General features: G+C 57.6%; 25 protein-coding genes and 2 pseudogenes. 10 read left to right on the plus strand and 17 right to left on the minus strand.

Annotated features, from left to right (window positions below):
* Both ACVW0B_RS12325 and ACVW0B_RS12330 read left to right on the plus strand, forming a co-directional pair.
* Nucleotides 1-172 (plus strand): annotated as a pseudogene (locus ACVW0B_RS12325) (RNA-guided endonuclease TnpB family protein); the annotation flags it as partial.
* Nucleotides 173-180: 8 nt separating this feature from the next.
* On the plus strand, nt 181-780 hold the full coding sequence (locus ACVW0B_RS12330) for a uracil-DNA glycosylase (protein ID WP_457491819.1): 600 nt from the start codon (nt 181-183) through the stop codon (nt 778-780).
* On the opposite strand, the gene tenA is transcribed toward ACVW0B_RS12330, so the two are convergent.
* The 3 genes from tenA to ACVW0B_RS12345 all read right to left on the minus strand — a co-directional run bounded on the left by tenA (nt 777) and on the right by ACVW0B_RS12345 (nt 3,645).
* Nucleotides 777-1,436 (minus strand): thiaminase II, encoded by a 660-nt coding sequence (tenA, locus tag ACVW0B_RS12335; RefSeq protein ID WP_414416477.1) that lies wholly within the window; start codon nt 1,434-1,436, stop codon nt 777-779. The genes ACVW0B_RS12330 and tenA overlap by 4 nt on opposite strands.
* Before the next feature lie 321 nt (nt 1,437-1,757).
* The gene (locus tag ACVW0B_RS12340) at nt 1,758-2,783 is read right to left on the minus strand and encodes a long-chain acyl-[acyl-carrier-protein] reductase (protein WP_457491820.1); all 1,026 of its coding nucleotides are present in this window, start codon (nt 2,781-2,783) and stop codon (nt 1,758-1,760) included.
* A 130-nt stretch (nt 2,784-2,913) separates the two neighbouring features.
* Entirely contained in the window at nt 2,914-3,645 is a 732-nt protein-coding gene (locus ACVW0B_RS12345) for an aldehyde oxygenase (deformylating) (RefSeq protein WP_041436745.1), read from the minus strand.
* A 194-nt stretch (nt 3,646-3,839) separates the two neighbouring features.
* Here ACVW0B_RS12345 and ACVW0B_RS12350 point away from each other — a divergent pair, with 194 nt between their 5' ends.
* The gene (locus ACVW0B_RS12350) at nt 3,840-4,148 is read left to right on the plus strand and encodes a hypothetical protein (RefSeq protein ID WP_414330858.1); all 309 of its coding nucleotides are present in this window, start codon (nt 3,840-3,842) and stop codon (nt 4,146-4,148) included.
* Between the two features lie 14 nt (nt 4,149-4,162).
* Here the strand turns inward: ACVW0B_RS12350 and ACVW0B_RS12355 are convergent, their stop codons facing one another.
* Nucleotides 4,163-4,657, minus strand: coding sequence for a pentapeptide repeat-containing protein (locus tag ACVW0B_RS12355; protein WP_457491821.1), 495 nt, complete (start codon nt 4,655-4,657; stop codon nt 4,163-4,165).
* Between the two features lie 100 nt (nt 4,658-4,757).
* Between ACVW0B_RS12355 and ACVW0B_RS12360 the strand changes: the two genes are divergently transcribed.
* Nucleotides 4,758-5,066: a gas vesicle protein GvpV gene (locus ACVW0B_RS12360; RefSeq protein WP_238376787.1), complete on the plus strand. Its 309-nt coding sequence runs from the start codon at nt 4,758-4,760 to the stop codon at nt 5,064-5,066.
* Between the two features lie 133 nt (nt 5,067-5,199).
* On the plus strand, nt 5,200-6,417 hold the full coding sequence (locus tag ACVW0B_RS12365) for an RNA-guided endonuclease InsQ/TnpB family protein (protein WP_457491822.1): 1,218 nt from the start codon (nt 5,200-5,202) through the stop codon (nt 6,415-6,417).
* A 1-nt stretch (nt 6,418) separates the two neighbouring features.
* Here the strand turns inward: ACVW0B_RS12365 and purU are convergent, their stop codons facing one another.
* The 3 genes from purU to ACVW0B_RS12380 all read right to left on the minus strand — a co-directional run bounded on the left by purU (nt 6,419) and on the right by ACVW0B_RS12380 (nt 7,910).
* On the minus strand, nt 6,419-7,267 hold the full coding sequence (purU, locus tag ACVW0B_RS12370; RefSeq protein ID WP_457491823.1) for a formyltetrahydrofolate deformylase: 849 nt from the start codon (nt 7,265-7,267) through the stop codon (nt 6,419-6,421).
* Between the two features lie 64 nt (nt 7,268-7,331).
* Nucleotides 7,332-7,592: a hypothetical protein gene (locus tag ACVW0B_RS12375; RefSeq protein ID WP_414409269.1), complete on the minus strand. Its 261-nt coding sequence runs from the start codon at nt 7,590-7,592 to the stop codon at nt 7,332-7,334.
* Between the two features lie 3 nt (nt 7,593-7,595).
* On the minus strand, nt 7,596-7,910 hold the full coding sequence (locus tag ACVW0B_RS12380) for a TatA/E family twin arginine-targeting protein translocase (protein ID WP_457394579.1): 315 nt from the start codon (nt 7,908-7,910) through the stop codon (nt 7,596-7,598).
* 251 nt (nt 7,911-8,161) lie between these two features.
* Between ACVW0B_RS12380 and secA the strand changes: the two genes are divergently transcribed.
* A complete protein-coding gene (gene secA / locus ACVW0B_RS12385) occupies nt 8,162-11,035 on the plus strand; it encodes a preprotein translocase subunit SecA (RefSeq protein ID WP_457443060.1) in 2,874 nt (957 codons plus the stop codon).
* Nucleotides 11,036-11,324: 289 nt separating this feature from the next.
* On the opposite strand, the gene thyD is transcribed toward secA, so the two are convergent.
* Nucleotides 11,325-12,251, minus strand: a complete 927-nt coding sequence (gene thyD / locus ACVW0B_RS12390) for a thylakoid membrane protein ThyD (RefSeq protein ID WP_011434015.1) — start codon at nt 12,249-12,251, stop codon at nt 11,325-11,327.
* A gap of 341 nt (nt 12,252-12,592) precedes the next feature.
* Here thyD and ACVW0B_RS12395 point away from each other — a divergent pair, with 341 nt between their 5' ends.
* Nucleotides 12,593-13,135, plus strand: a complete 543-nt coding sequence (locus tag ACVW0B_RS12395; RefSeq protein WP_457491824.1) for a slr1601 family putative cell division protein — start codon at nt 12,593-12,595, stop codon at nt 13,133-13,135.
* An 11-nt stretch (nt 13,136-13,146) separates the two neighbouring features.
* Here ACVW0B_RS12395 and hemB read toward each other — a convergent pair whose 3' ends face one another.
* A complete protein-coding gene (gene hemB / locus ACVW0B_RS12400) occupies nt 13,147-14,133 on the minus strand; it encodes a porphobilinogen synthase (protein WP_414344721.1) in 987 nt (328 codons plus the stop codon).
* A gap of 25 nt (nt 14,134-14,158) precedes the next feature.
* Entirely contained in the window at nt 14,159-15,118 is a 960-nt protein-coding gene (locus ACVW0B_RS12405) for an alpha/beta hydrolase (RefSeq protein WP_457491825.1), read from the minus strand.
* A 386-nt stretch (nt 15,119-15,504) separates the two neighbouring features.
* Here ACVW0B_RS12405 and ACVW0B_RS12410 point away from each other — a divergent pair, with 386 nt between their 5' ends.
* On the plus strand, nt 15,505-15,621 hold the full coding sequence (locus ACVW0B_RS12410; protein ID WP_011434021.1) for a photosystem II reaction center protein I: 117 nt from the start codon (nt 15,505-15,507) through the stop codon (nt 15,619-15,621).
* A gap of 316 nt (nt 15,622-15,937) precedes the next feature.
* Here ACVW0B_RS12410 and ACVW0B_RS12415 read toward each other — a convergent pair whose 3' ends face one another.
* Both ACVW0B_RS12415 and ACVW0B_RS12420 read right to left on the minus strand, forming a co-directional pair.
* Complete coding sequence (locus ACVW0B_RS12415) at nt 15,938-16,378, minus strand: hypothetical protein (RefSeq protein ID WP_457491826.1); 441 nt, start codon at nt 16,376-16,378, stop codon at nt 15,938-15,940.
* Between the two features lie 175 nt (nt 16,379-16,553).
* On the minus strand, nt 16,554-17,198 hold the full coding sequence (locus tag ACVW0B_RS12420) for a biotin transporter BioY (protein WP_414417265.1): 645 nt from the start codon (nt 17,196-17,198) through the stop codon (nt 16,554-16,556).
* A 23-nt stretch (nt 17,199-17,221) separates the two neighbouring features.
* On the opposite strand from ACVW0B_RS12420, the gene ACVW0B_RS12425 reads away from it, so the two are divergent.
* Nucleotides 17,222-18,070 carry an inositol monophosphatase family protein gene (locus tag ACVW0B_RS12425; RefSeq protein ID WP_011434024.1) on the plus strand — a complete coding sequence of 283 codons (849 nt, stop codon included), beginning with the start codon at nt 17,222-17,224 and terminating at the stop codon, nt 18,068-18,070.
* Here ACVW0B_RS12425 and ACVW0B_RS12430 read toward each other — a convergent pair.
* The 5 genes from ACVW0B_RS12430 to ACVW0B_RS12450 form a co-directional block, all read right to left on the minus strand.
* Nucleotides 18,055-18,642, minus strand: coding sequence for a thioredoxin family protein (locus ACVW0B_RS12430; protein WP_041437584.1), 588 nt, complete (start codon nt 18,640-18,642; stop codon nt 18,055-18,057). The genes ACVW0B_RS12425 and ACVW0B_RS12430 overlap by 16 nt on opposite strands.
* Nucleotides 18,643-19,586: 944 nt before the next feature.
* A complete protein-coding gene (gene ispD / locus ACVW0B_RS12435) occupies nt 19,587-20,294 on the minus strand; it encodes a 2-C-methyl-D-erythritol 4-phosphate cytidylyltransferase (protein WP_414381026.1) in 708 nt (235 codons plus the stop codon).
* Between the two features lie 149 nt (nt 20,295-20,443).
* Complete coding sequence (locus ACVW0B_RS12440) at nt 20,444-21,850, minus strand: ammonium transporter (protein ID WP_457403048.1); 1,407 nt, start codon at nt 21,848-21,850, stop codon at nt 20,444-20,446.
* A gap of 154 nt (nt 21,851-22,004) precedes the next feature.
* On the minus strand, nt 22,005-22,343 hold the full coding sequence (locus ACVW0B_RS12445; RefSeq protein WP_011430352.1) for a P-II family nitrogen regulator: 339 nt from the start codon (nt 22,341-22,343) through the stop codon (nt 22,005-22,007).
* Between the two features lie 151 nt (nt 22,344-22,494).
* Nucleotides 22,495-23,910 (minus strand): IctB family putative bicarbonate transporter, encoded by a 1,416-nt coding sequence (locus tag ACVW0B_RS12450; protein WP_457491827.1) that lies wholly within the window; start codon nt 23,908-23,910, stop codon nt 22,495-22,497.
* Nucleotides 23,911-24,837: 927 nt separating this feature from the next.
* Here ACVW0B_RS12450 and ACVW0B_RS12455 point away from each other — a divergent pair.
* Nucleotides 24,838-24,992: pseudogene (locus ACVW0B_RS12455) on the plus strand (RNA-guided endonuclease TnpB family protein); the annotation flags it as partial.

Consider the following 24,992-nt stretch of genomic DNA (forward strand, 5'->3'; position numbering starts at 1 on the left):
AGGGGATGCGGATTTTAACGGTGCGAAGGTGATTGCGCTTTTGGGGGCTGCCGTAAACCAGCCTAGAGGTTCGGGCCTGTTTTGTTCTCTGGTAGGGCAGAGCAGGCTCAGGGCTACTGAAAGCCCGCTCCGTACCGCTTATCCGTACCGCTTAGCGGTCGGAGCCGGGTAGTTTACAAGGTGGCCCGTTTTCGCGACCAGCTCTACTGGGGCCGACCGGTGCCAGGGTTCGGGGATCCGCAGGCGCGGCTGTGGGTGATCGGGTTGGCGCCGGCAGCCCATGGGGGCAATCGCACTGGGCGCGTGTTTACCGGGGATCCCAGCGGGGACTGGCTGTTTCGCGCCCTGTACCGAGCCGGGTTTGCCAATCAGCCCACCTCTACCCACCGAGAGGATGGCCTGCAATTGCAGGATTGCTACATCTCGGCAGTGGTGCGCTGTGTGCCCCCGGAGAACCGCCCCACCGCCATAGAAGCCAAGACCTGCCTGCGCTACCTGAAGCAAGAGCTGGAGCTGCTAACCCAGGTGCGAGTGATCCTGACGTTGGGGCATTTTGCCTTCCAACACGCTCTGACGCTCTTGCCACCTCTCAGGCCCCGTCCCCGCTTTGGCCACAACTGCGTTATTCCCCTGGCAGAGGGTCGCTATTTGCTGGCGTCTTACCATCCCAGCCGGCGCAACACGGCCACACGGCTGCTGACGGAGCCGATGTTGGATGCCGTTTTCGCGCAAGCCCAGCAGTTGCTGTCTGGTAAGCCAGCCCGACCGGCTGAGGATTAGGCAGGTTGCCAAGATTCGAGGCGATAGGCACTGTCCCAAAACAGCCATTCCAACCGGGAGGCAGTGACAAAAGCTGCCCTCATCTTTTCCCGCAGCGGTTCTGTAGCCTGCTGAGCGACGGAGTCGGTGATGTCCAAAGCCTGCTGCACCACTTGGGCAAATTCTTCCCCGGCGTAGGTGTCGATCCACTGTTGGTAGGGATTGTCAGGCTGCGCGGTGCGATAGATGGTGGATCCCACCTCTCGGTAGATCCAAAAGCAGGGCAGCACAGCGGCAATGGCCACCTCATAGGGATCCACAGCCGCCGCAGCCAACAAAAAACGGGTATAGGCGAAGCAGGCAGGGGCATAGGCTGTTTCGGGTTGAATGTCGTAGAGGCGAAAATAGCTTTCGTGCAGGCTGCGTTCGGCCACAATGGCTCCCAGGGCAAAGTTCAAGAAACTCACCACCTGCTCAGCCCCTTCGGAACGAGCTCCAATCAAGGCCAGGGCGCGGGCAAAGTCGGTGAGATAAAGAGCATCCTGCTGCAAGTAAAACTGGAACCGCTGCCGCGATAGGCTGCCCGCTGCCAACTCTCGGTTGAAGGGGTGATCGAGGATTTGCTTGTAGATGGGCTGAATGGCTTGCCAAAGGTGGGCTGTAAAGGACTGGGGCATGGCGACCGTCTCTCGGCGTTTGGTCTTCAGCTAGAAATTGCAGGAGCCCCGCACTGTACCTATAAAGTCAGTGTTGGGAGGAATGCTATAATAATACTGCGGGCACCAGAAACGGTTTTTTTTAAGGCACTGGTAACGGTCGATTGGGGGTGCAGTAAACCACCCCAGAGGCTCGTGGTTGGCTTGCTAACTGCAGGGCTACTAAAAGCCCGCTCCGTACCGCCTAGCGGTTGGTGTCGGGTAGTTTACTCGATTGGTGATTGACCTGACCAGGGCCAGCACCTCTGCTGGGGCTGAGGCTTTCTTCATTTTGAATCTCAATTAGGCTTCGGGCATGAGGGGGCGGAACCCATGCTTGCGAGAAAGCTGCCCGATCAGATCCAATTTCTCAAGGGTGATCAAATTACGGCCCCAACTGAAATTGGTGTACAGTCCCTCAAACTCCAGCAGCATGGATTCAGCAAAGCAGGCAAAAAGCTGACGGGCCGGGTTGGCCACATTCAAAAACTGCATGATGTTCCATTCAATATCCAAAGAGTGCTCCACCATCCCCCCGTCAATGACGTAGAGTCCCTTTCGCTGCAAGCTGGAGGCGATGTTCTTCGGGTAGCCACCGTCGATGATGACACAGGGATCCGGCAAAACTTGGGGATCGAGGGCCATGCCTTGGCTCATGCTGGCCACCCAAACGATAAAGTCAGCGCGGGGCAGGGCCTCTTCCAGCGAAGAGATCTCCCCGTGCTTGAGCTTGGCCTGCAATTCCTCCAGACGCCGTCGCTCTCGGGCGATGAGCAACAATTTGCCCAAGTGAGTGCGGGCCACCAACCATTGACAAATGGCGCTGCCGATATCTCCGGTCGCCCCCACCACCGCAACCGTAGCGGCTGCCAAGTCCATGGCGTAGCGCTGGGCCGCCAACTGCAGTTGCTGACAGATGATGTAGGCCGTGTGGGTATTGCCGGTGGTAAAGCGTTGGATCTCCAAGTCAATGTTGCGGACTCGCCGGAGACTGTCGAGGCGAAAAGTCTCAAAAATGATGCTGCTAAATCCCCCCAAAGCCGTAATGTTCAAGCCGCGCCGCTGGGCTAGGGCCATGGCATTCAACACTTTCCGACAAGCTGCCTTCACCCGTCCCCCCGCCAACATCTCCGGCAAGAAACAGGATTCGACGTACTGCCCATAAATCTTTTGGCCGGTGATGCTGGTTACCGTGATCTCGTCCACCACCTGAGGGGGAGCCATGCACCAGAACTCCAGGTCGCTCTCCGCATATTCGGAATAACCCAGCTTGTCTGCCACCCGCTTCGCATGGGCCAGGCTGGTCAAGTGCCCAATCAGGCCGAACATAGAGATTTACCCGCTTGGATAACTAATGGATCCCGTCCGGATCCCATCAAAACATGCCCATACCCACGAGAGGTAGGGATCCCTACAGCCGGGCCGGAAACCCAATTCGCCGGCAGAGGATGGAGGTGGGTCATGCTGCCCGCAAACCCTGGGCTGAGAGGCGCATCACCTCGCGGGTGCTGAAGCCGATGTTGGCCAGCGCCTCTCCATAGGCAATCATAAAATCCTCGACGATGGCCTCGCGATCCATATAGATGGCTTCTACATCCTGGTCCACCTGCTGCAGCATCTGCCAGACCAAGGGCAGGTTCTGGGCGTTGGCCGCTTCGATCTGCCCTTTGACCTCGCCAAAATGCTCCCCTAGCCAGCGCTCTCCAAAATTGAGGTGCAGATATTCATCCTTGACCACCCCCTCGGTGATCTTGCGGGCAAACTCATCGGCGACGGGGATGTAAATGTTGTAGGCGGCAATGGCAAAGCATTCGATGATCAGCGACTGAATGACCAAGCAGGTAACTAGGTCTCCGGCTGCTGCCGCTTTTTGGAAATTGTTGCGCAAAGGGGCGAAGAAAGTGCGGGCAAACTCCCTATCCGGCTCTACCTGCAGGTTTTTGCCGCAGGATTGAAAGCCTTTCATGTGCCGCAATTCCATCTTGGCCAGCTTGTGCAGCTCCTCTGCCCCTTCCGGCAACATCTCGGCCAGCTTGAGGTAGTTGTCGTGGGCTTCTTGTTCCCCTTCGATCACAATGCCGTTGATGCGAGAGTAAGCCTGCCGGTAAACCGCGCTGCCATAGTCCAAGGTGGTGCCACCCTCATCGGCTAAAGGCTGGGGGGTATTGGGCAGGACGTTCACTGGGGCCATACTCATGCATCTCCTCTCGGTGTTGTTTGGGTGTTGTTGATTGTCTATGCTGACTCGACAATCGCCTCGATTGCAGTTGAATCGCTCTCTTAATCAGAATAGCTGTAGCTGCCGCAGAATTGGCGGGATTCCTTTTGCGGAATGATAGGGGTCTGCTAGGGTGAGGGTTCGAGTGCCGTTGTGGAGCCTGCTGTATGTCTGCTCTTGGGGATGGCCTGAACCAACTGCGCCAGTTGCTGGTGGAGCTGGAGGAACGATCCCTCGATCAGCCGATTGGCAGTGCCGAGGAGGTGTTGCAGGCCATTGAGCTAGCCACGGCTTTTGAGCTGTTTGAGGCGGAGAGCAGCGGTTTGCTGCTGCAGATTGTGGCCAATCTCTGGGATCGGGTACGGCAGCAGGATTTGTCTCCAGGGGAGATTCAGACGGTATCGGAGAAGTTGCGGGCGGTGGGCTATACCGATGCCGAAATTCAGGAGATCCTGGACTTGGAGCCGGAGGACTAGCCCCATTTCCCCCTCTAGGCTTGAACCATGCCCAGCTCCACCGGTGTAACACCCGCTTCCATCTGAGTGGTGGCGTCGTAGCAAGCCCCTCGCAGGTTGGCCAGCTTGAGTTTGCACTGGGCCAGAAGGGCTCCTCTCAAGTTGGCCCCGGTGAGATTGGCCCCTGCCAGGTCCGCTTGGCTGAGATCGGCTTTGCTCAAGTCCGCTTCGGCCAGGTTGGCCCCACGCAAGTTGGCTCCTTGCAATCGGGATCCCTGCAGCTTGGCTTTCTCTAGGTTGGCCAGCCGCAGGTTGGATCCCTGCAGATCCGCTTGGCTGAGGTCGGCGCCGCTCAGGTAGGCCCGCTCCAGGTTGGCAGAGGCCAGCTTTGCCTGGCGGAGAATGGATCCCCCCAAGTCGATCCCGGCCAAGTCGGCCCCGGCCAGATCAGCTCCGGCCAGTTGGCTGTTGCTGAAGTCCCGCTCACCGCTGCCGTAGCGTTGCAACAGGTCTGCTCCAGTTTCCACCATCGCTGTTTTCCACACCGGACGAATGGATCCTACCTAGGAATAGAAGGGCCGCCAAGAGCACGCTAGGATAGGCGCAAGCCGTTTTCCGGGATCCCCCCTTATGAGCTTGCCCCGTGTGCCCCGAACTCGACCTCGCCCCAAGCTGCGCTCGATCCCTCGCCGCCAAACCGAATCCGCCCTCTATGCCGAAATGCAGCAGCTCACTGTCGAAAAGCAGCGGCTCAACCAAGAGCTAGAGTTTATTCGAGAGCGGCAAGGGCAAATCCACGCGCGACTTCAGGAAATCGAGCAGGCCATGCAACACCTTCAGCAGGAGGCAAAAGCCTTTCGGGATCCCGCTCCTGCCTCTGAACCCGCCCAGCTCAGATCCCGCCCTTCCCGCTTCCCGCCCATGACCTTCGAGTATTGAGGGATCCTATAAATCTCAAAGAAGACCCAAGATTCAAAGCAGACCTAAGCAACAAGTCAGCTAGAAATCGCAGGAGCCCCGCACTGTACCCGTAGGGTCAGTGCCGGGAGGAATGCGAGGTTACAATAGAACTATGACCCAAGTCCTGACCGTATCCTGCAAGCTCAAGGCGTCCCAGTCGCAAGCCGCAAAGTTGGATGCGACAATGGATGCCTTTGTGCAGGCGTTGAACTGGGTCAACCAAAACACGCCGGAGAAAGTCGCCAACGCCGTTAAGCTCCAGTCTCTGTGCTACCGCGAAATCCGTGCCCGGTTCGGCTTGTCCAGTAACTTGGCTCAGCAGGTCTGCAGACGGCTGGCCGGTGCCCGTAAAGTTGCCCGACAGAAAAACCGCCCCGTCAAAGCGTTCAAAGGGGGCTTCGCTACCTACGACGCTCGTATCTTTTCGTTCCGCGAGAAAGACTGGACGGTGTCGCTGACCACGGTGGAGGGTCGGGAGCGCTTTGAGCTGGCGATTGGCCGCTACCAGAGAGAACGGCTGGCGGGCTCCAATCCCAAATCTGCCACTCTGGTCAAGCGTAAAGATGGCTCCTACTCTATTCAGATCTGTGTGGAAGCGGAGCCATCCCCACCGCAACGCACGGGTAGAGTGCTGGGGGTGGACTTGGGAAGGACAGATATTGCCCATACGTCAGAGGGTGATAACTGGAATGGACAGCAGTTGAACCGAATCCGAGACCACTACTCCAAGCTGAGGGCGGTACTCCAACGCAAAGCCAGTAAGGGCACCCGCAGTTCGCGGCGCAGATGCCGTCAACTGCTGCAACGGCTGTCTGGCAAGGAGAGACGCTTTCAGGCGTGGGTCAATCATCGCATCTCTAAAGCTATTGTCTCTAGGGCAAAAGCTACCAACAGCGCTATCGCCCTGGAAGACCTGACAGGGATCCGGGAAAAGGTCAATCAACAGCCGCGCAGCAAAGCCGAGCGGCGCAGGGCCAACAGTTGGGCGTTCTACCAACTGAGGCAGTTTCTGGAATACAAGGCGAGGGCTGCAGGGGTTTCTCTGATTCCTGTGCCGCCTGCTTACACGTCGCAGACCTGTCACCGGTGCTTACACATCCACCCTGAGCAGGGCAAGTCCTACCGCAGTGGCAAGTCGTTCAAGTGTGGGCACTGTGGATGGGAAGGAGATGCGGATTTGAATGGTGCGAATGTGATTACGCTTTTGGGGGCTGCTGTAAACCAGTCTAGAGGTTCGTGGTTGGCTTGCCAACTGCAGGGCTACCGTTCGCGCCAGCGGGCCGGAGGCCTTAAGCCCGCTCTGTACTGCGAAGCAGTCAGGGTCGGGTAGTTTACGCAAACACCACCGTTTTGTTGTGGTACACCAGCACCCGATTCTCCAGGTGATACCGCACTGCCCGTGCCAGGACTAGGCGTTCCATGTCGCGGCCTTTGCGGACGAGGTCGGCAACGGTATCGCGGTGACTGACCCGCACCACGTCTTGCTCGATGATCGGCCCTTCGTCCAGATCTTCGGTGGCATAGTGGGCAGTCGCGCCGATGATCTTCACCCCCCGTTGATGGGCGCGGTGGTAGGGGTTGGCTCCGGCAAAGGCGGGCAGGGTGGAATGGTGAATGTTGATGATCGGCGGGGCTTGGCGGAGCAGCGACCCACTCAAGACCTGCATGTACTTGGCCAACACCACCAGGTCAATTCGATATTCCTGCAGGAGAGCGAGCTGACGGGCTTCGGCTGCGGCTTTGCCCTCTGGAGAAACGGGGATGTGGTAGTAATCGATACCGAAGGAGCGGGCCACCGATTCCAGGTCGGGGTGATTGCTGATGATCAAGGGGATCTCGGCGGGCAGTTCTCCCGCCCTTTGCCGCCAGATCAGATCCAAAAGGCAGTGGCTTTGCTTGCTGGCCCACAACGCAATGCGACGGCGAGTGTCGGAAAAATGCAGTTCCCAGTTGGCTTGGATCCCACGGGCAATACCCGAAAAGGCGGGGACAATTTCCCCTCGCTCCAGTTGGAAGCCCTCCAAGTCCCACTCGATGCGGCTCAAGAACAGTCCTGCCTCGGGATCCGTATGGTGATCGGCGTGAATGATGTTGCCGCCGTAGCTGTAGATGAAGCTGGAGAGCTTGGCTACCAGCCCTTTTTGATCAGGGCAAGATACCAACAGGGTGGCACTGGGCATAGGTGGACAAAAAGCCTCAACCTTCTTACCGTAGGGCTGGGTTTTACTGCGGAGCAAGCCGTTTTCAATCTACCCGGTTGATCTCTTCCAATAGCCAGGGATCCACCGGCTGGCCATCCCAACGCTTCAAGTCGATGCGAATCCACATCGCCGCAGAAGAGCCGGCAGGGGGCAGTTCCTGGTGAAACGAGATCTCATAGTCAGACGGGTTTTGGCCATGCTGCCGCAGCCAGGTCTCCACCTTAGCAGGAGCAAAGTAGGACTGCCCTTGCTCGAACAGGCGCGTGATTTCCAGGCCGAAGCAAAGGGGGTTGAAGCGGGCCATAGGTTAGGCAGCGTCTGCTGTTTGAGCGTCGTCGGCTGCGGATGGGGGGGGAGCCATCTCTGAGGTGGGTGTATCGGCTGTGGCGACCGACTCGGCTTTGGGCTCAGCCGCGGCTGCTGTTCGGGAAGCCTTGGGAGTGGCAGCAGCCGTTGTCCCGCGGGTGGCTTTCTCCAGCTCTTGGGCCTCTTTGTTCAGTTGCGCCTCGAACTCTCTGGAAGCATCCTGCAGGCTGCGCAGGGTTTTGGCCAGCGTGCGACCAATCTCCGGCAGTTTGCGGGGCCCAAAAACCAAGAGAGCCACCGCAAAGATGACCAACATTTCCGGCAGTCCAACACCCAAAAAATTCATGAGCCTCGGCAGAGTACGGTTTGGTCGGGATCCCTTCGCCTCCCTAGAGTGACATTTTCTTGCCGCGGACTGCAAGTAACTGCCGGCTCTCCTCATCTATCCGATGGCTCTGGTGTTTTGCTCTCAGCTCATCCAGGCCAACCTCTCCCTGGCCGGCCAAGTTAAAATGGTAGAATTGCATCGTTAATCAATCAATGTCCTTCATTGGCCTAGGCTTGCCCATGCTCCAAACCCTACAAAAGCTCCTCGGGGATCCTAACGATCGGAAGATCCGGCAGTACCGTCCTGTCGTCAAGTTGATCAACTCGCTGGAGATCGAGATCGCCTCTCTTTCGGATGCGGAGCTCAAGGCCAAGACCACAGAGTTTCGCCAGCGCTTGGACAGAGGAGAATCTCTGGACGATCTCTTGCCGGAGGCGTTTGCCGTGGTGCGGGAGGCCGCCAAGCGGGTCTTGAACTTGCGCCATTACGACGTACAGCTCATCGGCGGCATGGTGCTGCACGAAGGCCAGATTGCCGAAATGAAAACCGGCGAGGGGAAAACCCTGGTCGCCACCCTGCCTGCCTACTTGAACGGCCTGACTGGGAAGGGGGTTCACATCGTTACCGTCAACGGCTACTTGGCGCGGCGCGACTCGGAGTGGATGGGACAAGTGCATCGTTTCTTGGGCCTGACGGTCGGTCTAGTGCAAGAGGGCATGTCACCCGAAGAAAAGCGCCGCAGCTACAACTGCGACATTACCTACTGCACCAACAGCGAGCTGGGCTTCGACTACCTGCGGGACAACATGGCCACCGATATCAAAGAGGTGATGCAACGGCCCTTTAACTACTGCATCATCGACGAGGTGGACTCAATCCTTATCGACGAGGCCCGCACTCCCCTGATCATCTCCGGTCAGGTGGCTCGCCCCTCCGAAAAATACCTGCGGGCAGCCCAGGTGGCGCGGGAGCTGATCCGAGATGAACACTATGAGGTGGATGAAAAAGCCCGCAACGTCATCCTTACCGACGAGGGGTTTGAAGCCGCCGAGCGGTTGCTGGGGGTCTCTGACCTGTTTGATCCCAAGGATCCCTGGGCGCACTTTGTCTTTAACGCGGTGAAGGCCAAAGAGCTCTTCATCAAGGATGTCCACTACATCGTCCGCAATCAAGAGGTGGTGATCGTGGACGAGTTCACCGGGCGGGTGCTCCCCGGCCGCCGCTGGTCTGATGGGCTGCACCAGGCGGTGGAGGCCAAAGAGGGGGTGCCGATTCAAAGCGAGAGCCAAACCCTGGCCACCATCACCTACCAAAACCTTTTTCTGCTCTATCCCAAGCTTTCCGGCATGACGGGCACGGCTCGCACTGAGGAGGCCGAGTTCGGCAAAACCTACAACCTGGAAGTTACGGTGATCCCCACCAACCGACCCATCCGCCGCAAAGATGCCCCCGACTTGGTGTACAAGACCGAAAGGGGCAAGTGGCAAGCGGTTGCCGAGGAAATTGCCCACATGCACGCCCAGGGGCGCCCCGTCCTTGTGGGCACCACCAGCGTGGAAAAATCCGAACGCCTCTCGGCCATGCTCAAGGAAATGGGGATCCCTCACAACCTCCTCAACGCCAAGCCGGAAAACGTGGAGCGGGAGGCGGAGATCATCGCCCAGGCGGGGCGAAAAGGCGCTGTAACCATTGCTACCAACATGGCCGGTCGAGGCACGGACATCATCTTGGGAGGCAATGCGGAGTACATGGCCCGCCTCAAGCTGCGGGAACGGCTGATGCCCAAGCTGGCTCAATTGGACGCCGACAACCCCTTGGGATCCGTTCAGATGGTGGGACGGGGGGGTGGCCAGGGATTTGGTGGGACAGCACCCAAGCCGAAAAAATCCTGGACGGTGGTCTCCCCCAATTTTTACCCCTGTGAGCTGTCGGCCCGCACCAGCCAAGCCTTGGACGAAGTGGTGGCGGCAGCGGTGACCAAGTATGGGCTGAACCGTCTGCCAGAGCTGGTGGTGGAGGATCTCATCGCAGTAGCTTCCGAGAAAGCGCCGGTGCAGGATCCGCTAATTTTGCAACTGCGGGAGGTTTACAACAGCATCAAAGCCGAGTACGAAAAAATTACTGAGGCCGAGCACGAAGAGGTGGTGAGGCTGGGGGGCCTGCATGTGATCGGTACGGAGCGCCATGAATCCCGCCGTATCGACAACCAGCTGCGGGGCCGCGCCGGGCGACAAGGGGATCCCGGCTCCTCGCGGTTTTTCCTCAGCTTGGAAGACAACCTGCTCAAGATTTTCGGTGGCGAGCGGGTAGCCAAGCTCATGGACATGTTCCGGGTGGAGGAGGATATGCCCATCGAGCACCCGCTGCTCAGCAGCAGCCTGGAGAATGCGCAGAGAAAAGTGGAAGTGTACTACTTCGACATGCGCAAGCAGGTGTTCGAGTATGACGAGGTGATGAACAATCAGCGGCGGGCCATCTACTCAGAGCGGCGGCGCATCTTGGAGGGGGAAAACCTCAAGACCAAGATCCTCGACTATGTGCGCAAAACCGTTGGCGAGATCGTGCGAGCGCATGTCAACCCAGAGCTGCCCCCGGAAGAGTGGGAAATTGACAAGCTGACCGCCAAGATGCAGGAGTTTGTGCCGCTCCTGAAGCAAAACCTCAAGGTTGAAGACCTGCAGGATCTCTCCTACGAGCAGATCTTGGACTACCTGATCAAGCAGGCAGAACTGGCCTATGAGGCCAAAGAGGCTTTTCTGGATACCTTTGAGCCCGGTTTGATGCGCAAGGCAGAGCGCTTTTTCCTGTTGCAACAGGTGGACACCCTCTGGCGGGAACACCTGCAGCAGATGGAGGCGCTGCGGGAAGCTGTGGGCCTGCGAGGCTACGGTCAGAAGGATCCCCTGATCGAGTACAAGAACGAGGGCTACGAGCTGTTCCTGGAGATGATGGACAACATCCGCCGCAACACGGTGTACAACCTATTCATCTTTACTCCCCAAATTGTGCAAGTGCCCCAGGCATCGCGACCGGCTCCGGCACCCACTGCGGCTGCCAGCCCTGATCCCAGCTCTGCTTCAGGGGTGGTGGAAGCCGATTTCACGGAAGAATAATTGGCGTAGAGAGAAGTCAGCGGGGGAGCATGACTCTAGTCAATGATAAGCTCAACTATACTGAAAATAATGTATAATATGTTCAGTACGGATTACTACCAGTTGATCTTTCTGTTTACTTTCGAGTCTGCCAACATGGTAGCCAAAGCAAAGCAGAAAATTGGTAGTAAGACGACACGGAAACTGCGCTTTGGGTATTCTACTCAAAGCTTTGCGGGATACCGCCATTCTGTTTGGAAACAAACAGAATGCTATCGCTGCATAGTTGAACAGTGATGTTCAGCAGTGTTCAGCGTAAATGTATCAGGAGGATCTGTCGTAATGCCTCTTTCAGTTGTGGGTACTGGAAGGTAAAGCCCATCTGCAAAGCCGCTTGCGGGATCACTTTCTGCCCCGTCAAAACCACTTGAGCTGCCTCGCCCAACAGCAGTTCCAACGCCAGCTCCGGCACAGGCAACCAAGAGGGGCGACCCAAGACCTGGCCTAAGGTTCGGCAAAACTCTTCCATCTGCACCGGGTTGGGAGCGGTGGCGTTGAACACTCCGGATCCCTGCTCCAGCAGGAAGCAGACCAAGCTCACCCAATCCTCGCGGTGGATCCAAGACAGCCATTGTTTGCCGGAGCCGATCGTTCCGCCGATAAAGAACTGAAAGGGGGCCAGCATCTGCCCCAGCGCTCCTCCATCCGGACCCAACACAATCCCCGTGCGCAGGATGGCCAAACGGATCCCCAATTCCTCAACCGGCCGGGCGGCAGCTTCCCAAGCTTGACAGACTTCTGCCAGAAAATCTTGGGCCGGGGGATCCGTCTCTGTTAAGGGTTCTCCTGCCGGATGGGATCCGTAGTAACCCACCGCCGAGCTGCTGATCATCACCTGGGGCTTTTGGTTGAGGGAGGCGAGGGCTTGGACAAGGGCCTGGGTGGTTTCCACACGGCTACGACGGATTTCTTTTTTCTTGGTCTCTGTCCAGCGAGAAGAAGCCAAAGGCTCTCCGGCCAAGTTGACAATCCCCTCGTACCCTTCCAGGGCGGCTGCCCAGGCTTGCGGTTGGTAGGGATCGTAGGGCAGCAGCTTGAGGTTGGGGGATTCCCCCAAAATGCGGCGGGCCTGCTCCAGGCGGCGGGTCAAGACCAAAACCTGATCCCCTTGCTCCAGCAGACGGGCCACCAAGCGACGCCCGATAAAACCACTTCCACCCGTGATGACAATGCGCATGATGTGGATCCGACTTGCATCTGCACAAGCCCTGTGCCGCCCTTGTCCTTTGAACGGTGCAGAGCCTTTCCGCTATTCGAACCTCTAGCCTAGCGCGTTTCCTGCCCCGCGTTGGCCATTGCCTGGGATCCCGCCATCCGTTTGCTGAGCTTGGCGAAGTGGCAGAGCCCAAGAAAGCCCAAGAATAAAAATGTTTTGCGGCAAAGCCTGACACACCTGGAAAAATCGGCTTCAATAGGCCCTAGCTGCGCTTCTTGGCAGCAGAGGTGGTTCATCGTCCCCCTATTTTCTTCCCTTCACCCGTGACACCCAAGTCTTCTTCCCGTACCCCGGCTCGCCACGTGTCTGTGCGTGCAGAGCAGGTTGCTGGGCCTCGGCTGGACATCTCTGTTGCTCCACGAGTGCATCGCTCCCAAGGGCAGGGATCCCTGGTTCGGGCAGGGTTTCCCTCCTCTCTCCCAATTTCCGGTCGGCGGACGATCCCTGTCCAGCGCTCCCGCCGGCGCGGACGGCAAGAACCTGGCCACGAGCCTCCAGTCTGGGAGATGGCCTGTCACATCGGGGTGAATGTCTTGTTTACGGCGGCTGCCCTCAGTGGTTTGTATCGCCTCTTGCCGGTGCAGTTGGCTCAGCACCACCGGCTCCAGGTTCTGGAGCGGCATATCGAGGTCTTGTCCACTCGGATTTCTCGGCTGCAGGAGGGGGTGGATCGAGGTATGGATCCCTTGCAGCAGGAGGCCCTGATCAAGGAACGGCTGAATCGGGTGCCACGCAATCAAATTCAGGTGCGTTTGGTGGATCCCAGTACCTGGGTGGCGGACGACGAGAAGAACACCCACCCTTCCTGGATCGGGCAGTCCACCCAGCCGTCTGCCAGGCCGTAGGCTGCCTCTGCCTAGGCTTGTTTGAGAAGCAGGGCCACCTCTTTGGCAAAGTAGGTGAGGATGATATCGGCACCGGCCCGCTTCATGGCCAGCAGCGATTCCATCATCACTTTTTTGCCGTCGATCCAGCCCTTTTGTTCGGCGGCTTTGATCATGGCGTACTCGCCGCTGACGTTGTAAGCGGCCACGGGCAGATCCGTTGATTCCTTGACTCGGTAGATGATGTCCAGGTAGGCCAGGGCCGGCTTCACCATCACCATGTCCGCCCCCTCGGCTTCGTCCAGCTCCACTTCCTTGATGGCTTCCCGAGCATTGGCGGGATCCATTTGATAGCTTTTCTTGTCTCCCGATTTGGGCGCGGATCCCAGGGCATCGCGGAAGGGGCCGTAGAAGGCAGAGGCATATTTGGCGGAGTAGGCCAGGATCGCCACATCGGTGTAGCCTTGGTCATCCAGGGCCTCCCGAATGGCACCGACACGACCGTCCATCATGTCCGAGGGGGCCACAATATCCGTTCCCGCCTCTGCTTGGGAGAGGGCTTGCTTGACCAAAACTTCCACCGTCTCGTCGTTGAGGATCACCCCATCCCGCACGATGCCATCGTGGCCATCGCTGTTGTAGGGATCCAAGGCCACATCGGTTACCACCAAAATCTCGGGAATTTCCTGTTTAATCCGCCGCACCGCCCGCTGGATCAAGCCCTCTGGGTTGAAGCACTCCTGCCCGGTGGGATCCTTTTTCTCTTCCGGCACCACCGGGAACAGGGCCACCGCCGGGATCCCCAGTTGAGCGGCTTCTTCCACCTCCTTTAGCAGCAGGTCTAGGGTGTAGCGGTAGCAGCCGGGCATCGACTCCACTTCCTGCCGCTGGTTCTCCCCCTCCATGACAAACAGGGGATAGATCAGATCCTGCACCCGCAGGTGGGTTTCCTGCACCATCTGGCGGAAGGCCTCTGTGCGCCGCAGCCGACGGGGACGGTAGATCAGGTCTTGGCTCATGAGAGCAGGGGGAAAGAGGGCGTTTCTATTTTGCCATGAGGTCGGTAGGGGCTGAGTTGGTCGTCCGGCGAGAGGCGACATCCGGGGCAGAGGGGAAATGCCGGGCCAGCCAGCGGCGAAGGGTCTCTTTTACCGCTTCCGCTTGGCAGTCGTGCAAAAGATCGTGGCGGGACTGGGGAAAATCGTGGATTTCTCCCTGGGGCAGCCGACGGGCAAAATCCACAGCTCCCGCAGGATTGACGACGATATCGGCGGAGGTGTAAAGCAGCAAAACCGGCAGGCGGAGCCGATGGGCTTGATCAAGGCAGCGCTGTCCACTGCGCACCAGTTCGGCTGTAAATCTGGCCCGCGTCACACCGCACATGTAGGGATCCGCCGCAAAGGCGGCTTGCTGCTCGGGTAGGGAAGTCACCCGCGCCGGCTCGTAGAGGCCGGTCAAGGCCAACTGGGGAATAACCCTGTCCAAAACTTGCAGAAGGGCGTGGGCCAAAGGGGTGAAATAGTGGTCGATGCGAAAAGCGGGAGAGATGAGGATCAGGCCCTGCACCTGGCCGGGATGGGCAAGGGCATATTCCGTAACCCAGTTGGCCCCCGCGCTATACCCACACCAGATCTGCGGGATCCCTTTCTGCGGCCAAATCTGCTGCGTGATCCTCTCCAGATCGGCTTGATATTGGCTGAAGCGGTCGATCCAGCAGCGGATCCCGCCGGAGCGACCAAATCCCCGCATGTCGGGAGCCAAAACCTCCCACCCTTGAGCAGCCAACTCGCCGGCCAAAGGGCAAAACCCGCCGCCGTGATCCCCTTTGCCGTGCAAAAGCAACACCCTTCCACAAGGGGATCCCTGGGGCCAGTGGTGCAGAAAAGCTGGGATCCCATCGGAAAGCGGCAACTCCTGAGGCCGATAGATCCCCGACGCAGTTTGCGGCTGAGTTTCCGACCGCCCATCCAGAGCCTCTAAGTCACCTAACCGATCAAAAGGCATGGGCAAATCCAACACACGTCCGGCAAGACCCGGCAAAGCCACAAATCCTATCTTCCTATGTCCCGGTCGCCCGCGAGCGCTGCCGCCGCTGAGGAGCGGCAATCTTTGTTTCCAGCCCAGCATATTTCTTAACAATCTCTGCTCTTGCCGGGGATCCCCGACATGCCGGGCTTTGCAGCCTTTTCTGAGGATGGGATGAAAGGATCTCTCGGGGGGAGACTGGGGCCATTTGCGGGAAAAAGGCCCTCTGAGAGGTATGATGTTGTGAAGAAGTTTTGCGGGGTCTCAGGTTTGACGGGATCCCCTCTCTGGGGTGGTTCACCCTTGTTTTACGATTGCCTTATCGCTTCATCAGTTCACTCAGTCGGAAACGGGTTGCTGAAACTATGCTGTTACTGAAAATCTCTGTTTACGCGGTTGTCATCTTTTTTGTGGGGCTTTTTGTGTTTGGTTTTTTGAGCAACGACCCCTCCCGCAACCCCAACCGTCGAGACCTGGAGTAGGGGATCCCGCCTTGGGCAGCTTGCGAACCCAAGTGATAACCGGCTCATAGCTTGAGGGGGCATGCCTCCGGCCCTATTTTTGTGGAACTCTGCCGGTCGCACCGGCGGCGCGGAACGCTAGCCCTGGGGAAATTGACGCCTGTGGAGATCCCTCCGGCGGTGCGGCGACGCAAGCTGCTGCTGGTTAGGGGTTGTGGAAGCAGGAAGAAAGCCGCAGCGGTGAGCAAGATTCAGTCCTTGTTCGGACTTCGGCCCGCTGGTGGGCATTCCCCTCTAGAGTGAGTGGCCTCACCCCAAAACCGGCAACTCTGCTTGCCTACTGGAAGGCTGTAATCAGCAGTGTTTGGGATCCGGAGCGATTCTGTTGGTCAAACGCGGTAATCCGGAACTGCCAAACGCCGATGGGATCCCCGAGGGCAACGCGGAAATCGGTACTGAAGCTACAAAAGGTGGCCCCAGGGTTACAGCCGGCCTGCTGTGGGCTGAAGAATTCCCTTTGCACGCGCACGCCACTGGGGTTGAAAGTTTCCAGCTCGAGGAACTGCGTTGGACGAGCACCGCCGGGCACACTCACCTGCACCGTGAAAGCCGGCGTGGAGGTGCCCACCCGCACCGAGGTGGGCGCATTGATAAACGAAACCGTTGGGCCTTGGGGTGGGGGCAGGATCGAGCCCCCTGAGCTGCCGCCATTTCCACAGGCAGCCAGGCCAGTGGCCAAAAGGCCAGTGGCCAAAAGGGTGAGAGCAGTCCGTTGCATCCCTCAGTTCCTCACGAAAACCCGTCAATCCTTACAAGACCTGACTAGAATCTACACTCCCCTCAGGGACTGCCGTTAGCACGGCTCTAAGCTACTTTCTGCCTCCACAGCCTGAGAAAAGATGCGCCCCGACCCAAATCTGCATGGGCCTTTGCGCACAGTTGGTTCCTCCGCTTCAGAGCAGCAGCAAGCGCCGCAACAGCAACGCTATCACCGCAACAAAGCTGGCCACGATGATCTGTCCCGGCAGAGTATAGCCGGAGTAAAGCCCTATCAACCTCAGCAACTCCCCATTCCAGGGTTGCGTGGCCAAAAGGTAGAGAATCCCGGTCAGGTGAACCAAGGCCAAAGCCACCAAGCTGCCGGATCCCAACTCTTGGAGGCCCACCGGGGAGTCAGGGATCCCTTCTGCCCACCGCTTCCCATCGACAGCACGTTGGCGGGCCAGAGGAGAAGGGGGTGGATAGGGATCCCGTTGCCGAAAGGCGATCGTCCCGCAGGCCCAAGCTCCCGGCAAAAACCCCAGCAAGTAGCCAAAGGCGGGCTGGTACAGGTACTGCCATCCTCCCCCTTGGGCAAACACCTGTAGCCCTGCCAGCCCCAGCCCCAGATAGACGATCTGGGCGCACACCGCTGCCACCGGCCCCGCCAAACAAGCCGTCAGCAACACGCCCCCGATTTGCAGCGAGAAGCTGTATCCCCCCAACCCAGGCAGCCCGGGCGGAAAACTCAAATGGGTTAGGGTGCCCAAAATGGTCAGGAGGACCCCAATCGCCGTCCAAAGCCATTCCAGAGGAGTTAAGAGCAAGCCAGACCGCATAAACCGAGAGGAAATTTTTCCCTATGCTAAGAAAGGGAAGGGGCAGATGGGGTGGGCAAAAGGTGGTCAAGGCAGAGTGGATTGAACTGGCCCAGGCCCTGGCCGATGCTGCCGGAGCGGTGATTCGCCCCCTGTTTCGCGGAGAACTGCAAGCCGAATACAAAGAGGCCCGCTCCCCAATTGTGACGGTGGCCGACCGGGAGGCAGAGCGAGCTATGCGGGCTTTGCTGATGGCCCAAGTGCCAGAACACAGCATCCTTGGCGAAGAGTTTGGTTTTCACCAGACGGGATCCCTCTATACCTGGGTTCTGGATCCCTTGGATGGCACCATCGCCTTTTCCACCGGCAAGCCCACCTTTGCTACTCTGATTGCCCTCTTGGAAGAAGACCGCCCCATTTTGGGCATCATCGATCAGCCGGTGTTGCGCGAACGCTGGCTGGGGGTACGGGGACAGCCCACTCAATGGATAACCCCCTCCCACCGGCAAGCCGTCCGAGCCAAGGCCAATACCGACCTCAGCCGCGCCTACTTGAGCTGTACCACCCCTGATTTGTTCACCCAACCCGACCAACAACGGTGCTTCCAGGGGCTCAGCCAAGCAGTTCACATTACCTCCTATGGGGGCGATGGCTACCAGTACGGCCTGCTGGCCAGCGGCTGTGTGGATCTGGTGATGGAGTGTGGCCTTGCCCTCTACGATTTTGCTGCCCTTGTGCCGGTGATTGAGGGATCCGGTGGCGTGATTACCGATTGGCGAGGGGATCCCTTAACCCGCACCTCCACCGGAGAAGTGCTGGCGGCAGCCAACCCCAGCTTGCATCGACAGGCCCTGGCCGCGATTCAAAAAAGCGGGATCTACCCAGCGAAATAAGCAGGCTCATTGCCAGGTTTCCACTTGATGTTGCAGCCCAGGCTGGGCTTTTGGTCGGGATCGATGGGCTTGCCGGCCAGAAGGTTATCCAGCGCCGCCCGCAAATCTTTGCCCGTCACCGGCACATCGGTCAGGCTGGGACGACTGTCGTCCAGTTGACCCCGATAGACCAACTTGCGATCCGCGTCGAACAAGAAAAAGTCGGGGGTGCAGGCGGCGGTGAAGGCTTTGGCCACCTCTTGGGTTTCGTCGTAGCAGAAGGGGAAGGTAAAGCCCAAGGTCTCGGCCATCTTCTTCAAGTTCTCTGGGCTGTCATCCGGGTATTTCTCCACATCGTTGGCGCTGATGGCTACAATGCCGACGCCGCGATCCTTGTAATCTCTGCCAAGGCGGGCCAGCTCCTCTTGCACGTGCTTCACATAGGGACAGTGCTGGCAGATGAACATCACCAGCAGGGCCGGCTTGTCGGCAAAGGTGGAGAGGGAGATGGTTTGGCCGCTCACCACATCCGGCAGGCTGAAGTCAGGGGCTGGGGTGCCCAAAGGCAGCATGGTTGAGGGGGTACGGGCCATAACAAACCTCCGGCGTAAGGTTTCCTCAATCATTGTGGATCATCCTGCTGATACATTCACGCTGAACTCTCCTGAACATGGTTCAGGAAAGAAGCGATCGCATCCTGCCTATCTCTGAGCAGGAAGGCGGTATCCCGCAAAGCCCTGAGGAATACCCCCCGAGCGCTTTCCCCCTTCACTTCCCGGCAACCGTTGCGGTGGACTCAAGGATCAGGGGGAAACTTGGTCTACTATATCCCTCTCAATGACTTTTGCCAAACCGCCTAAAGCTCAGTAAATTCAGCAAAGTTCAGGGTTTTGGGGGTTAGAGGCATGCTCTCCTCTTGAGGGGGCCAGATCTCCCACCTTGCCCGCCGGAGCCTGAGCTGCCACAGATGCCGGAGCGCCCAACGGAACCTGAACTACCTCGAATGCCGGAACGCCCTGTTAGGCCAAATCTACCCGAGCTACCCCAGCCTTTGATGGGCAAGCTGCAATCGGCATGGGCAACTGGTGCTGGTGCATAGAGCAGTCTAGTGTCCGGTGCTATACCCCTGATATCGCAATGCAGGTATCTAGAGATGGAAAAAGATCACTCGTTTTACTCATTGACATTGAAATTGATGAGCCATGGTTTCTTGAAGGTAATCTGTGTAGGCCAGCCCGTACTGTGAATGATCCTAAGCAAAGTAAGCGTGATGCTTATCTAGCGGATAGAGGCTGGGTTGTAGTTCGGTTCTCAGAACGGCAAGTTTATGAAGAAAGTGAAAAGTGCATTAATCTCATCTTTTGCTTGGTTTCAGGTGTCTTGGGTGCATTAGATTCTAAACAGCCAGACTTATCATTTTCATTTCCAACGGACCACAAGAGATGGGGTGATCAAAGTGCTCTTAGTGAACCTAGATTTCTTCCTCCCTACTTTTAATTCCCAAGGTTGAGACTGGCCCTACCGGGATTGAATTGAGCTAACGCGCTGGTCCGAGACGCTGCTGCAGGATTTGTGCGGCCAGCAACACATCCAGGGGGGTGGTTAGCTTCAGATTGGATTCCTCCCCTTCGACGATGTAGACTGGCCAACCCAGCTTCTCGAATAGGGCTGCATCATCGGTTACCTGCCAACCCTGGGCCAGAGCCTCCCGATGGGCTTGCCATAGCATCGACAGGCGAAACCCCTGCGGCGTTTGCGCTGCCCACAGCCGGCTGCGTTCTGGGGTTGACTGAATTTGGATCCCTTTTGGGCCTGCCTCAGCGACTTTAATCGTGTCCTTGACAGGGATCCCCGCGATGAGACCATCCACCTGCTGCAAAGCAGCACTACAGCGATCGAACAACTTAGGGGTAGCTAGGCAGCGGGCCCCATCGTGGATCAACACCCGCTCTACTGTTCCCAGGTTATAGAGATACTCAACCCCCCTGTAAACCGACTCCTGCCGCGTCGCCCCCCCTTGTAAAAGCTGCACCGGCGTGGACAGATCCATTGCCGCCAGGATCTGCTCGATGGCTGGCCAATCGCCGGGTTGGGAGAGAATGCCGATCCACTCGATGGAGCTGGCTCGATCCGCAGCCTGCAACGTCCAAGCCAAAATCGGCTGACCCAAGAGCGGCAGCAACAGCTTATTGACCGCAGCTCCCATTCGCTTGCCGCTGCCAGCCGCCGGGATCAGAAGGTGCATGGGATCCAAAAGCGCATTCAACCGGATCCCAGTGTACTGCTTGAGGTCAACAAGCCACAAAAGAGAGGGCCAGACCTGACCCCCTCTCTTGATTTTCAGTCCCGTGTCGCTCAGATCCGACAGCCTCCCGTCGAACCGAGCGCAACAGCTCAAGCTCCCTCCACCTCGGTGGCAGCAGTAACGAAGTCAGGGTAGGCTATGTTGCCGTGCTCGCCCACATCCAAACCGGCAATCTCTTCCTCGGCGCTGACGCGCAAGCCAACAGTTACCTTGAGGATTAAAAACAGGATTAGACAGGTGATGAAGGGCCAGAAGAAGAGAGCGAGAGCGCCTACCACCTGCACGCCGAACTGTGCCCAGGTAACCTCTGAATTGGCGTGAGCAAACCAAGGGATCCCTGCTGCCAACACCCCCCAGATACCACAGGTGCCATGCACGGAAACCGCGCCCACTGGGTCATCAATTTTCAGCGCCGTATCCAAAATCACCGCGGAGAGCACCACGAGGATTCCGGCCACCGAGCCAATGATCAAGGCCCCCAGCGGATGAACTGTATTGCAAGGGGCAGTGATGCCCACCAAGCCCGCCAGCACCCCGTTGGCGACAAAGGTCATATCCGGCTTGCCAAAATGAACCCAAGAGGTGAACATCGCCCCAATTGCTCCAGCCGAAGCTGCCAGCAGCGTATTCATGGCAATCCAGCCAATATCGACAGAGGCTGCAGTGGTGGAACCGGCATTAAACCCGATCCAGCCCAAGGCGAGGATAAACACCCCCAACATCCCCAGCGGCAGGTTGTGGCCAGGGATCGCCCGCGGCTCTCCATTAGGGCCGTACTTGCCAATGCGAGGGCCAAGCGCGATCGCACCTGCCAAGGCCGCAGCGCCCCCTACCAAATGCACCACCCCCGATCCAGCGAAATCAATGTAGCCCAGATTTTCCAGCCAGCCGGCTGTGCCGCCGTTGTAGTCGCCGAACAGCCCGTTCCAGGCCCAACCCCCAGAGATGGGGTAGATTAGCCCAGAAATAACGATGGAGTAGATCAAGTAGGCCAAGAACTTAGTGCGCTCTGCCATCGCTCCGGAAACAATGGTGGCGGCGGTAGCGGCAAACACCATCTGGAAGACAAAGAAAGTAAAGGGCCAGCCATCTGCCTCGTAAGCCTGCTGCCAGCCAAAAGCAAACCAGTCAGTGCCGAAGAAGCCAGCACTTTTGCCGAACATGAGGCCAAACCCGATGAACCAGAAGGCGCAACAGCCCATGCAGAAGTCCATCAAGTTCTTCATCATGATGTTGGCGGCATTCTTGGCGCGGGTAAAGCCCGTCTCCACCATGGCGAACCCTGCCTGCATGAAGAACACCAAGGCCGCCGACACGATCGTCCAAACAACGTCAGCGTGTTTCTGAACTTCCTCGGCCTCTTGAGCAAAGGCAGTTCCCTGGCCGAATAGAAAAACCAGCGCAGCCATTAGAGCGGCAGTCAGACTCCACTTGGCCGGTCGCCAAAGCCACTGGGGCACCTGGCTCTTGAGCTTTTGGATCATTGTCGTACTCATGCTTTTCGACTCACCTAAAGTGACAGTACTTCTCGCAACACATTACCCGAAAAGTAGGGCAAGAACACCTCATCAGATATACAGCAAAAGAGACATGAAGCAAACTCACACGAGGCTCAGGCCGGGCAACCCAAACCCTGAACGTGATCCCTTCTCATAGGGCATCTTGGTTGAGCTCGCCAGTGCGGATGCGGATGGTTTTTTCGACGGGGCTGATGAAAATCTTGCCGTCCCCAATTTCGCCGGTGCGAGCCGCTGCAATCAGCTTCTCCACCACCGTATCCACCAGGTCATCTTCGACCACGATCTCCACTTTCAGCTTTTGTAGGAACTCTACCGTGTACTCGGATCCCCGGTAACGCTCGGTTTGTCCCTTTTGCCGGCCAAAACCCCGTACTTCACTTACGGTCATGCCGACAATCCCGGCATTGACCAAAGCAATTTTGACCTCATCCAACTTGAATGGCCGGATTACGGCCTCGATTTTTTTCATCTGCCTCCTGCACCCTGAACAGTTCCGCTAATTTCTAACACTACCAACACCTGTGAATTGTAAAAACGGATACATTTTTTATCTCCTACTGAAGATGCTTACCACTCTGGGTTGGCTCCCGTCAAGACTGGAAGGTCAAGCTTAAGCTACCTTAACGGGAGGAAGTCCCCACTGGCGTCTCACCAGCATCTGTAAGCGGCTGAGGGCTAAGAGAGGCCAAGCTGGCTGTAATGAGCGCTACCGCAAGCCACCACAGCATTTGTACCTGGGGACGATACCAGATGGTATCCACCAAGCCGTGGGCCATCATGCCGGTGCAAGCGGCCAAGCCTGCTGCCACCCATAGACCCTGGGGATCCCGCAAGTTGAGCAAAGTTTTCCAGCATCTCCAGCCGTGATCCCAGAGCACCAAGAGGAACCAGGCGAAAGTTAAAGATCCGATGAAGCCAGTCTCTACGGTGAGCTGCAGCGGCACCGAATAGGCTCCAAGGGCGCTGAAGTTGCCTCGTTGGTAGAGGGGATAGACGCGGTTAAAGGCAACATTGCCGGGGCCGATCCCCAAGATGGGAAAGTCGCGGATCATCTCCAGCACCGCCGCCCAGACATTGAGGCGAAAGTTGTTGCTGGTATCCAACCGCCCCCAAAAAAGGCTCTGCACCCGCAGCCGCAGGGAGCGTACCGTCAGGATCCCGAGCAACAGAGCAGCCCCCCCTCCGCCCAACAGGGCCGGCAAGGCCCAACGCCGCCAGCGGGCTGGCAAATCGACAGAATGCCACTGTGCCAACAGCACGACCATCAGGGTGAGCATGGCCAGCCCCCCAATCCAGGCACCGCGACTGTAGGTGAGCAACAGGCAAATCAGGTTCACCGCCGTCGTAAACCCGGCCAGGAGTTTCGCTCCCCAACTGGGCCAAATCCAAGTGGCGGCCAGCCCTAGAGGAATGACCGGGATCAAGTAGCCCCCGTACAGATTTGGGTTGCGCAGATAGCTGTACACCCGCGTCAGACCTGCCAAGCCCGACTCCGGATCCACCCAGGTGGCCAGTTCTGCTGCCCCATAAAAGTATTGCCGCAGGCCGTAGACCCCCATCACCAAGCTGACCAAAAGCAGGGATCCAACGATCCCATCTCGGAATTGGGGTTTGCGCAGCAGACGATGCAACAACAGATAACCAGCCAGGTAGAGAGTCAACTTCAGCCAGCCATCCCGTGCTGCGTAGGCAACCGGAGAGAGAATCGTTGCCAAGGTGGCAATTCCCCAGAAAAGGCCCAGGGGCAGATGCAGCGGCAGCCCAATCGGCGTTTCCACCAAAGCGCACAGGCCCACCAGAGCGGCCATAGCCAGCAAAATCAGGCCCAGGATGCCGGTGGAGCTTTGCGCAGAGAAAATCCAGTAGAGCAGCACTAGCCCCAGGCCAATCCGGTCGGAAGTTTGAACCAATATGCTGCTCTTCCCCCAACTTTGCAGGGATCCCAATAGACGACCCAAAAGGCTTCCCTGCCACCAAGCCTTGATGGGAAAATCGCGCAGCAGAAAACCGTGCCACCGTTGCGTTGCTCGTTCCATAACCCTCCGGAGCCTGTTGGGCACAAGTTCATACGCCCCAAGTCACCTTCCGATTGCGTCGGTGGGACGAAGTTCTAGCTTATATCCCCAGAGGCAAGGAGACAACGAAGAAGAGCGCAACCTCTTATCGCGCCAGCCGGACAAAGTACCCCTCAACAAAAACAAAGAACCGGCTGACTCACAAGACTCTACAAGACAAAAGGCATCGAAGAGTTATCAAAGTTGGGTTTTCAATCTTAAGAACAAGTCTCTGTAAAAAGCAAAGAAGAACAGCAGGAAAAACTACAAAAAGCTCTATCTCAATCTTCAATCAAATGTTGGATTGCCGCAATCGAAGATCTCCTGACCTACCACAGACCGATTCTCAAAAGATTCTTCAGGCAACACAGGCTAACACTTGACCTTGAGATCCTCTTTCACCTTCGGCATTAGGAGAAGGGATTTGATCGCCTAAGCGGGATCCAGACCAACCTTCCTTGGCTCTAACTGCGTTCTGGGAATTGGAGTTGGAATAGTGAATCTGAATACGAGTAGGACGGCCCAGACCCAGGGCGGATCCCATGCAACGGGCTAAGATTTGCACCTTAAACTCAAACTCGCCAATGCCATCCATAATCTTTAACCCTGCAGTCTCTGCTCTTAATTCAACTGTAGGAGAAGGTCTACGAAACCTCTTCAGTGGGAATACAGAACTTTTTGAGCTGCGGAGACTTCTGGATTATGAAAGTTATGTAAAGATGCCTTTGTTTTCGCCAGACAGGGCGAGTACTTGACCTATTCTTAAACAACTTGAGTCAAGCTGGGCTCGGTATCTTCACCAAATTTTCGGGCTGGAGGCCCGCACCATAGCCGCAGGCTTGGTGTCGGGAGGAAAGCCCTCCTCCATATAGGTTTGCTGGTCAAGTCTGGATGAACTACAATAGGCCCATGAGCCAGACTGTCTCTGTACGTTGCAAGCTGATAGTCCCACAAGAGTTGCGTCAAGAGATTGACCGCACTTTGCAGGGCTTTGCGAATGCTTGCAACCAGATTCTCGACACCGCCAAACAAAAGAACTGCTGGAACACCGCCAAGCTGCACCA

The sequence above is a fragment of the Thermostichus sp. MS-CIW-23 genome (assembly GCF_054059455.1).

Excerpts from the sequence above, each read along its gene's own strand:
- purU (WP_457491823.1), bottom strand. The coding sequence starts at position 7,267 with ATGCCCAGTGCCACCCTGTTGGTATCTTGCCCTGATCAAAAAGGGCTG.
- ACVW0B_RS12350 (WP_414330858.1), top strand. The coding sequence starts at position 3,840 with ATGTCTGCTCTTGGGGATGGCCTGAACCAACTGCGCCAGTTGCTGGTG.
- ACVW0B_RS12355 (WP_457491821.1), bottom strand. The coding sequence starts at position 4,657 with ATGGTGGAAACTGGAGCAGACCTGTTGCAACGCTACGGCAGCGGTGAG.
- ACVW0B_RS12380 (WP_457394579.1), bottom strand. The coding sequence starts at position 7,910 with ATGTTGGTCATCTTTGCGGTGGCTCTCTTGGTTTTTGGGCCCCGCAAA.
- ACVW0B_RS12430 (WP_041437584.1), bottom strand. The coding sequence starts at position 18,642 with ATGGCCCGTACCCCCTCAACCATGCTGCCTTTGGGCACCCCAGCCCCT.
- tenA (WP_414416477.1), bottom strand. The coding sequence starts at position 1,436 with ATGCCCCAGTCCTTTACAGCCCACCTTTGGCAAGCCATTCAGCCCATC.
- ispD (WP_414381026.1), bottom strand. The coding sequence starts at position 20,294 with ATGCACCTTCTGATCCCGGCGGCTGGCAGCGGCAAGCGAATGGGAGCT.
- ACVW0B_RS12345 (WP_041436745.1), bottom strand. The coding sequence starts at position 3,645 with ATGGCCCCAGTGAACGTCCTGCCCAATACCCCCCAGCCTTTAGCCGAT.
- ACVW0B_RS12405 (WP_457491825.1), bottom strand. The coding sequence starts at position 15,118 with ATGCCTTTTGATCGGTTAGGTGACTTAGAGGCTCTGGATGGGCGGTCG.
- ACVW0B_RS12365 (WP_457491822.1), top strand. The coding sequence starts at position 5,200 with ATGACCCAAGTCCTGACCGTATCCTGCAAGCTCAAGGCGTCCCAGTCG.
- ACVW0B_RS12360 (WP_238376787.1), top strand. The coding sequence starts at position 4,758 with ATGAGCTTGCCCCGTGTGCCCCGAACTCGACCTCGCCCCAAGCTGCGC.
- ACVW0B_RS12420 (WP_414417265.1), bottom strand. The coding sequence starts at position 17,198 with ATGCGGTCTGGCTTGCTCTTAACTCCTCTGGAATGGCTTTGGACGGCG.
- ACVW0B_RS12410 (WP_011434021.1), top strand. The coding sequence starts at position 15,505 with ATGCTGTTACTGAAAATCTCTGTTTACGCGGTTGTCATCTTTTTTGTG.
- ACVW0B_RS12440 (WP_457403048.1), bottom strand. The coding sequence starts at position 21,850 with ATGAGTACGACAATGATCCAAAAGCTCAAGAGCCAGGTGCCCCAGTGG.
- hemB (WP_414344721.1), bottom strand. The coding sequence starts at position 14,133 with ATGAGCCAAGACCTGATCTACCGTCCCCGTCGGCTGCGGCGCACAGAG.
- secA (WP_457443060.1), top strand. The coding sequence starts at position 8,162 with ATGCTCCAAACCCTACAAAAGCTCCTCGGGGATCCTAACGATCGGAAG.
- ACVW0B_RS12450 (WP_457491827.1), bottom strand. The coding sequence starts at position 23,910 with ATGGAACGAGCAACGCAACGGTGGCACGGTTTTCTGCTGCGCGATTTT.
- ACVW0B_RS12415 (WP_457491826.1), bottom strand. The coding sequence starts at position 16,378 with ATGCAACGGACTGCTCTCACCCTTTTGGCCACTGGCCTTTTGGCCACT.
- ACVW0B_RS12375 (WP_414409269.1), bottom strand. The coding sequence starts at position 7,592 with ATGGCCCGCTTCAACCCCCTTTGCTTCGGCCTGGAAATCACGCGCCTG.
- ACVW0B_RS12425 (WP_011434024.1), top strand. The coding sequence starts at position 17,222 with ATGCTAAGAAAGGGAAGGGGCAGATGGGGTGGGCAAAAGGTGGTCAAG.
- ACVW0B_RS12340 (WP_457491820.1), bottom strand. The coding sequence starts at position 2,783 with ATGTTCGGCCTGATTGGGCACTTGACCAGCCTGGCCCATGCGAAGCGG.
- thyD (WP_011434015.1), bottom strand. The coding sequence starts at position 12,251 with ATGCGCATTGTCATCACGGGTGGAAGTGGTTTTATCGGGCGTCGCTTG.
- ACVW0B_RS12445 (WP_011430352.1), bottom strand. The coding sequence starts at position 22,343 with ATGAAAAAAATCGAGGCCGTAATCCGGCCATTCAAGTTGGATGAGGTC.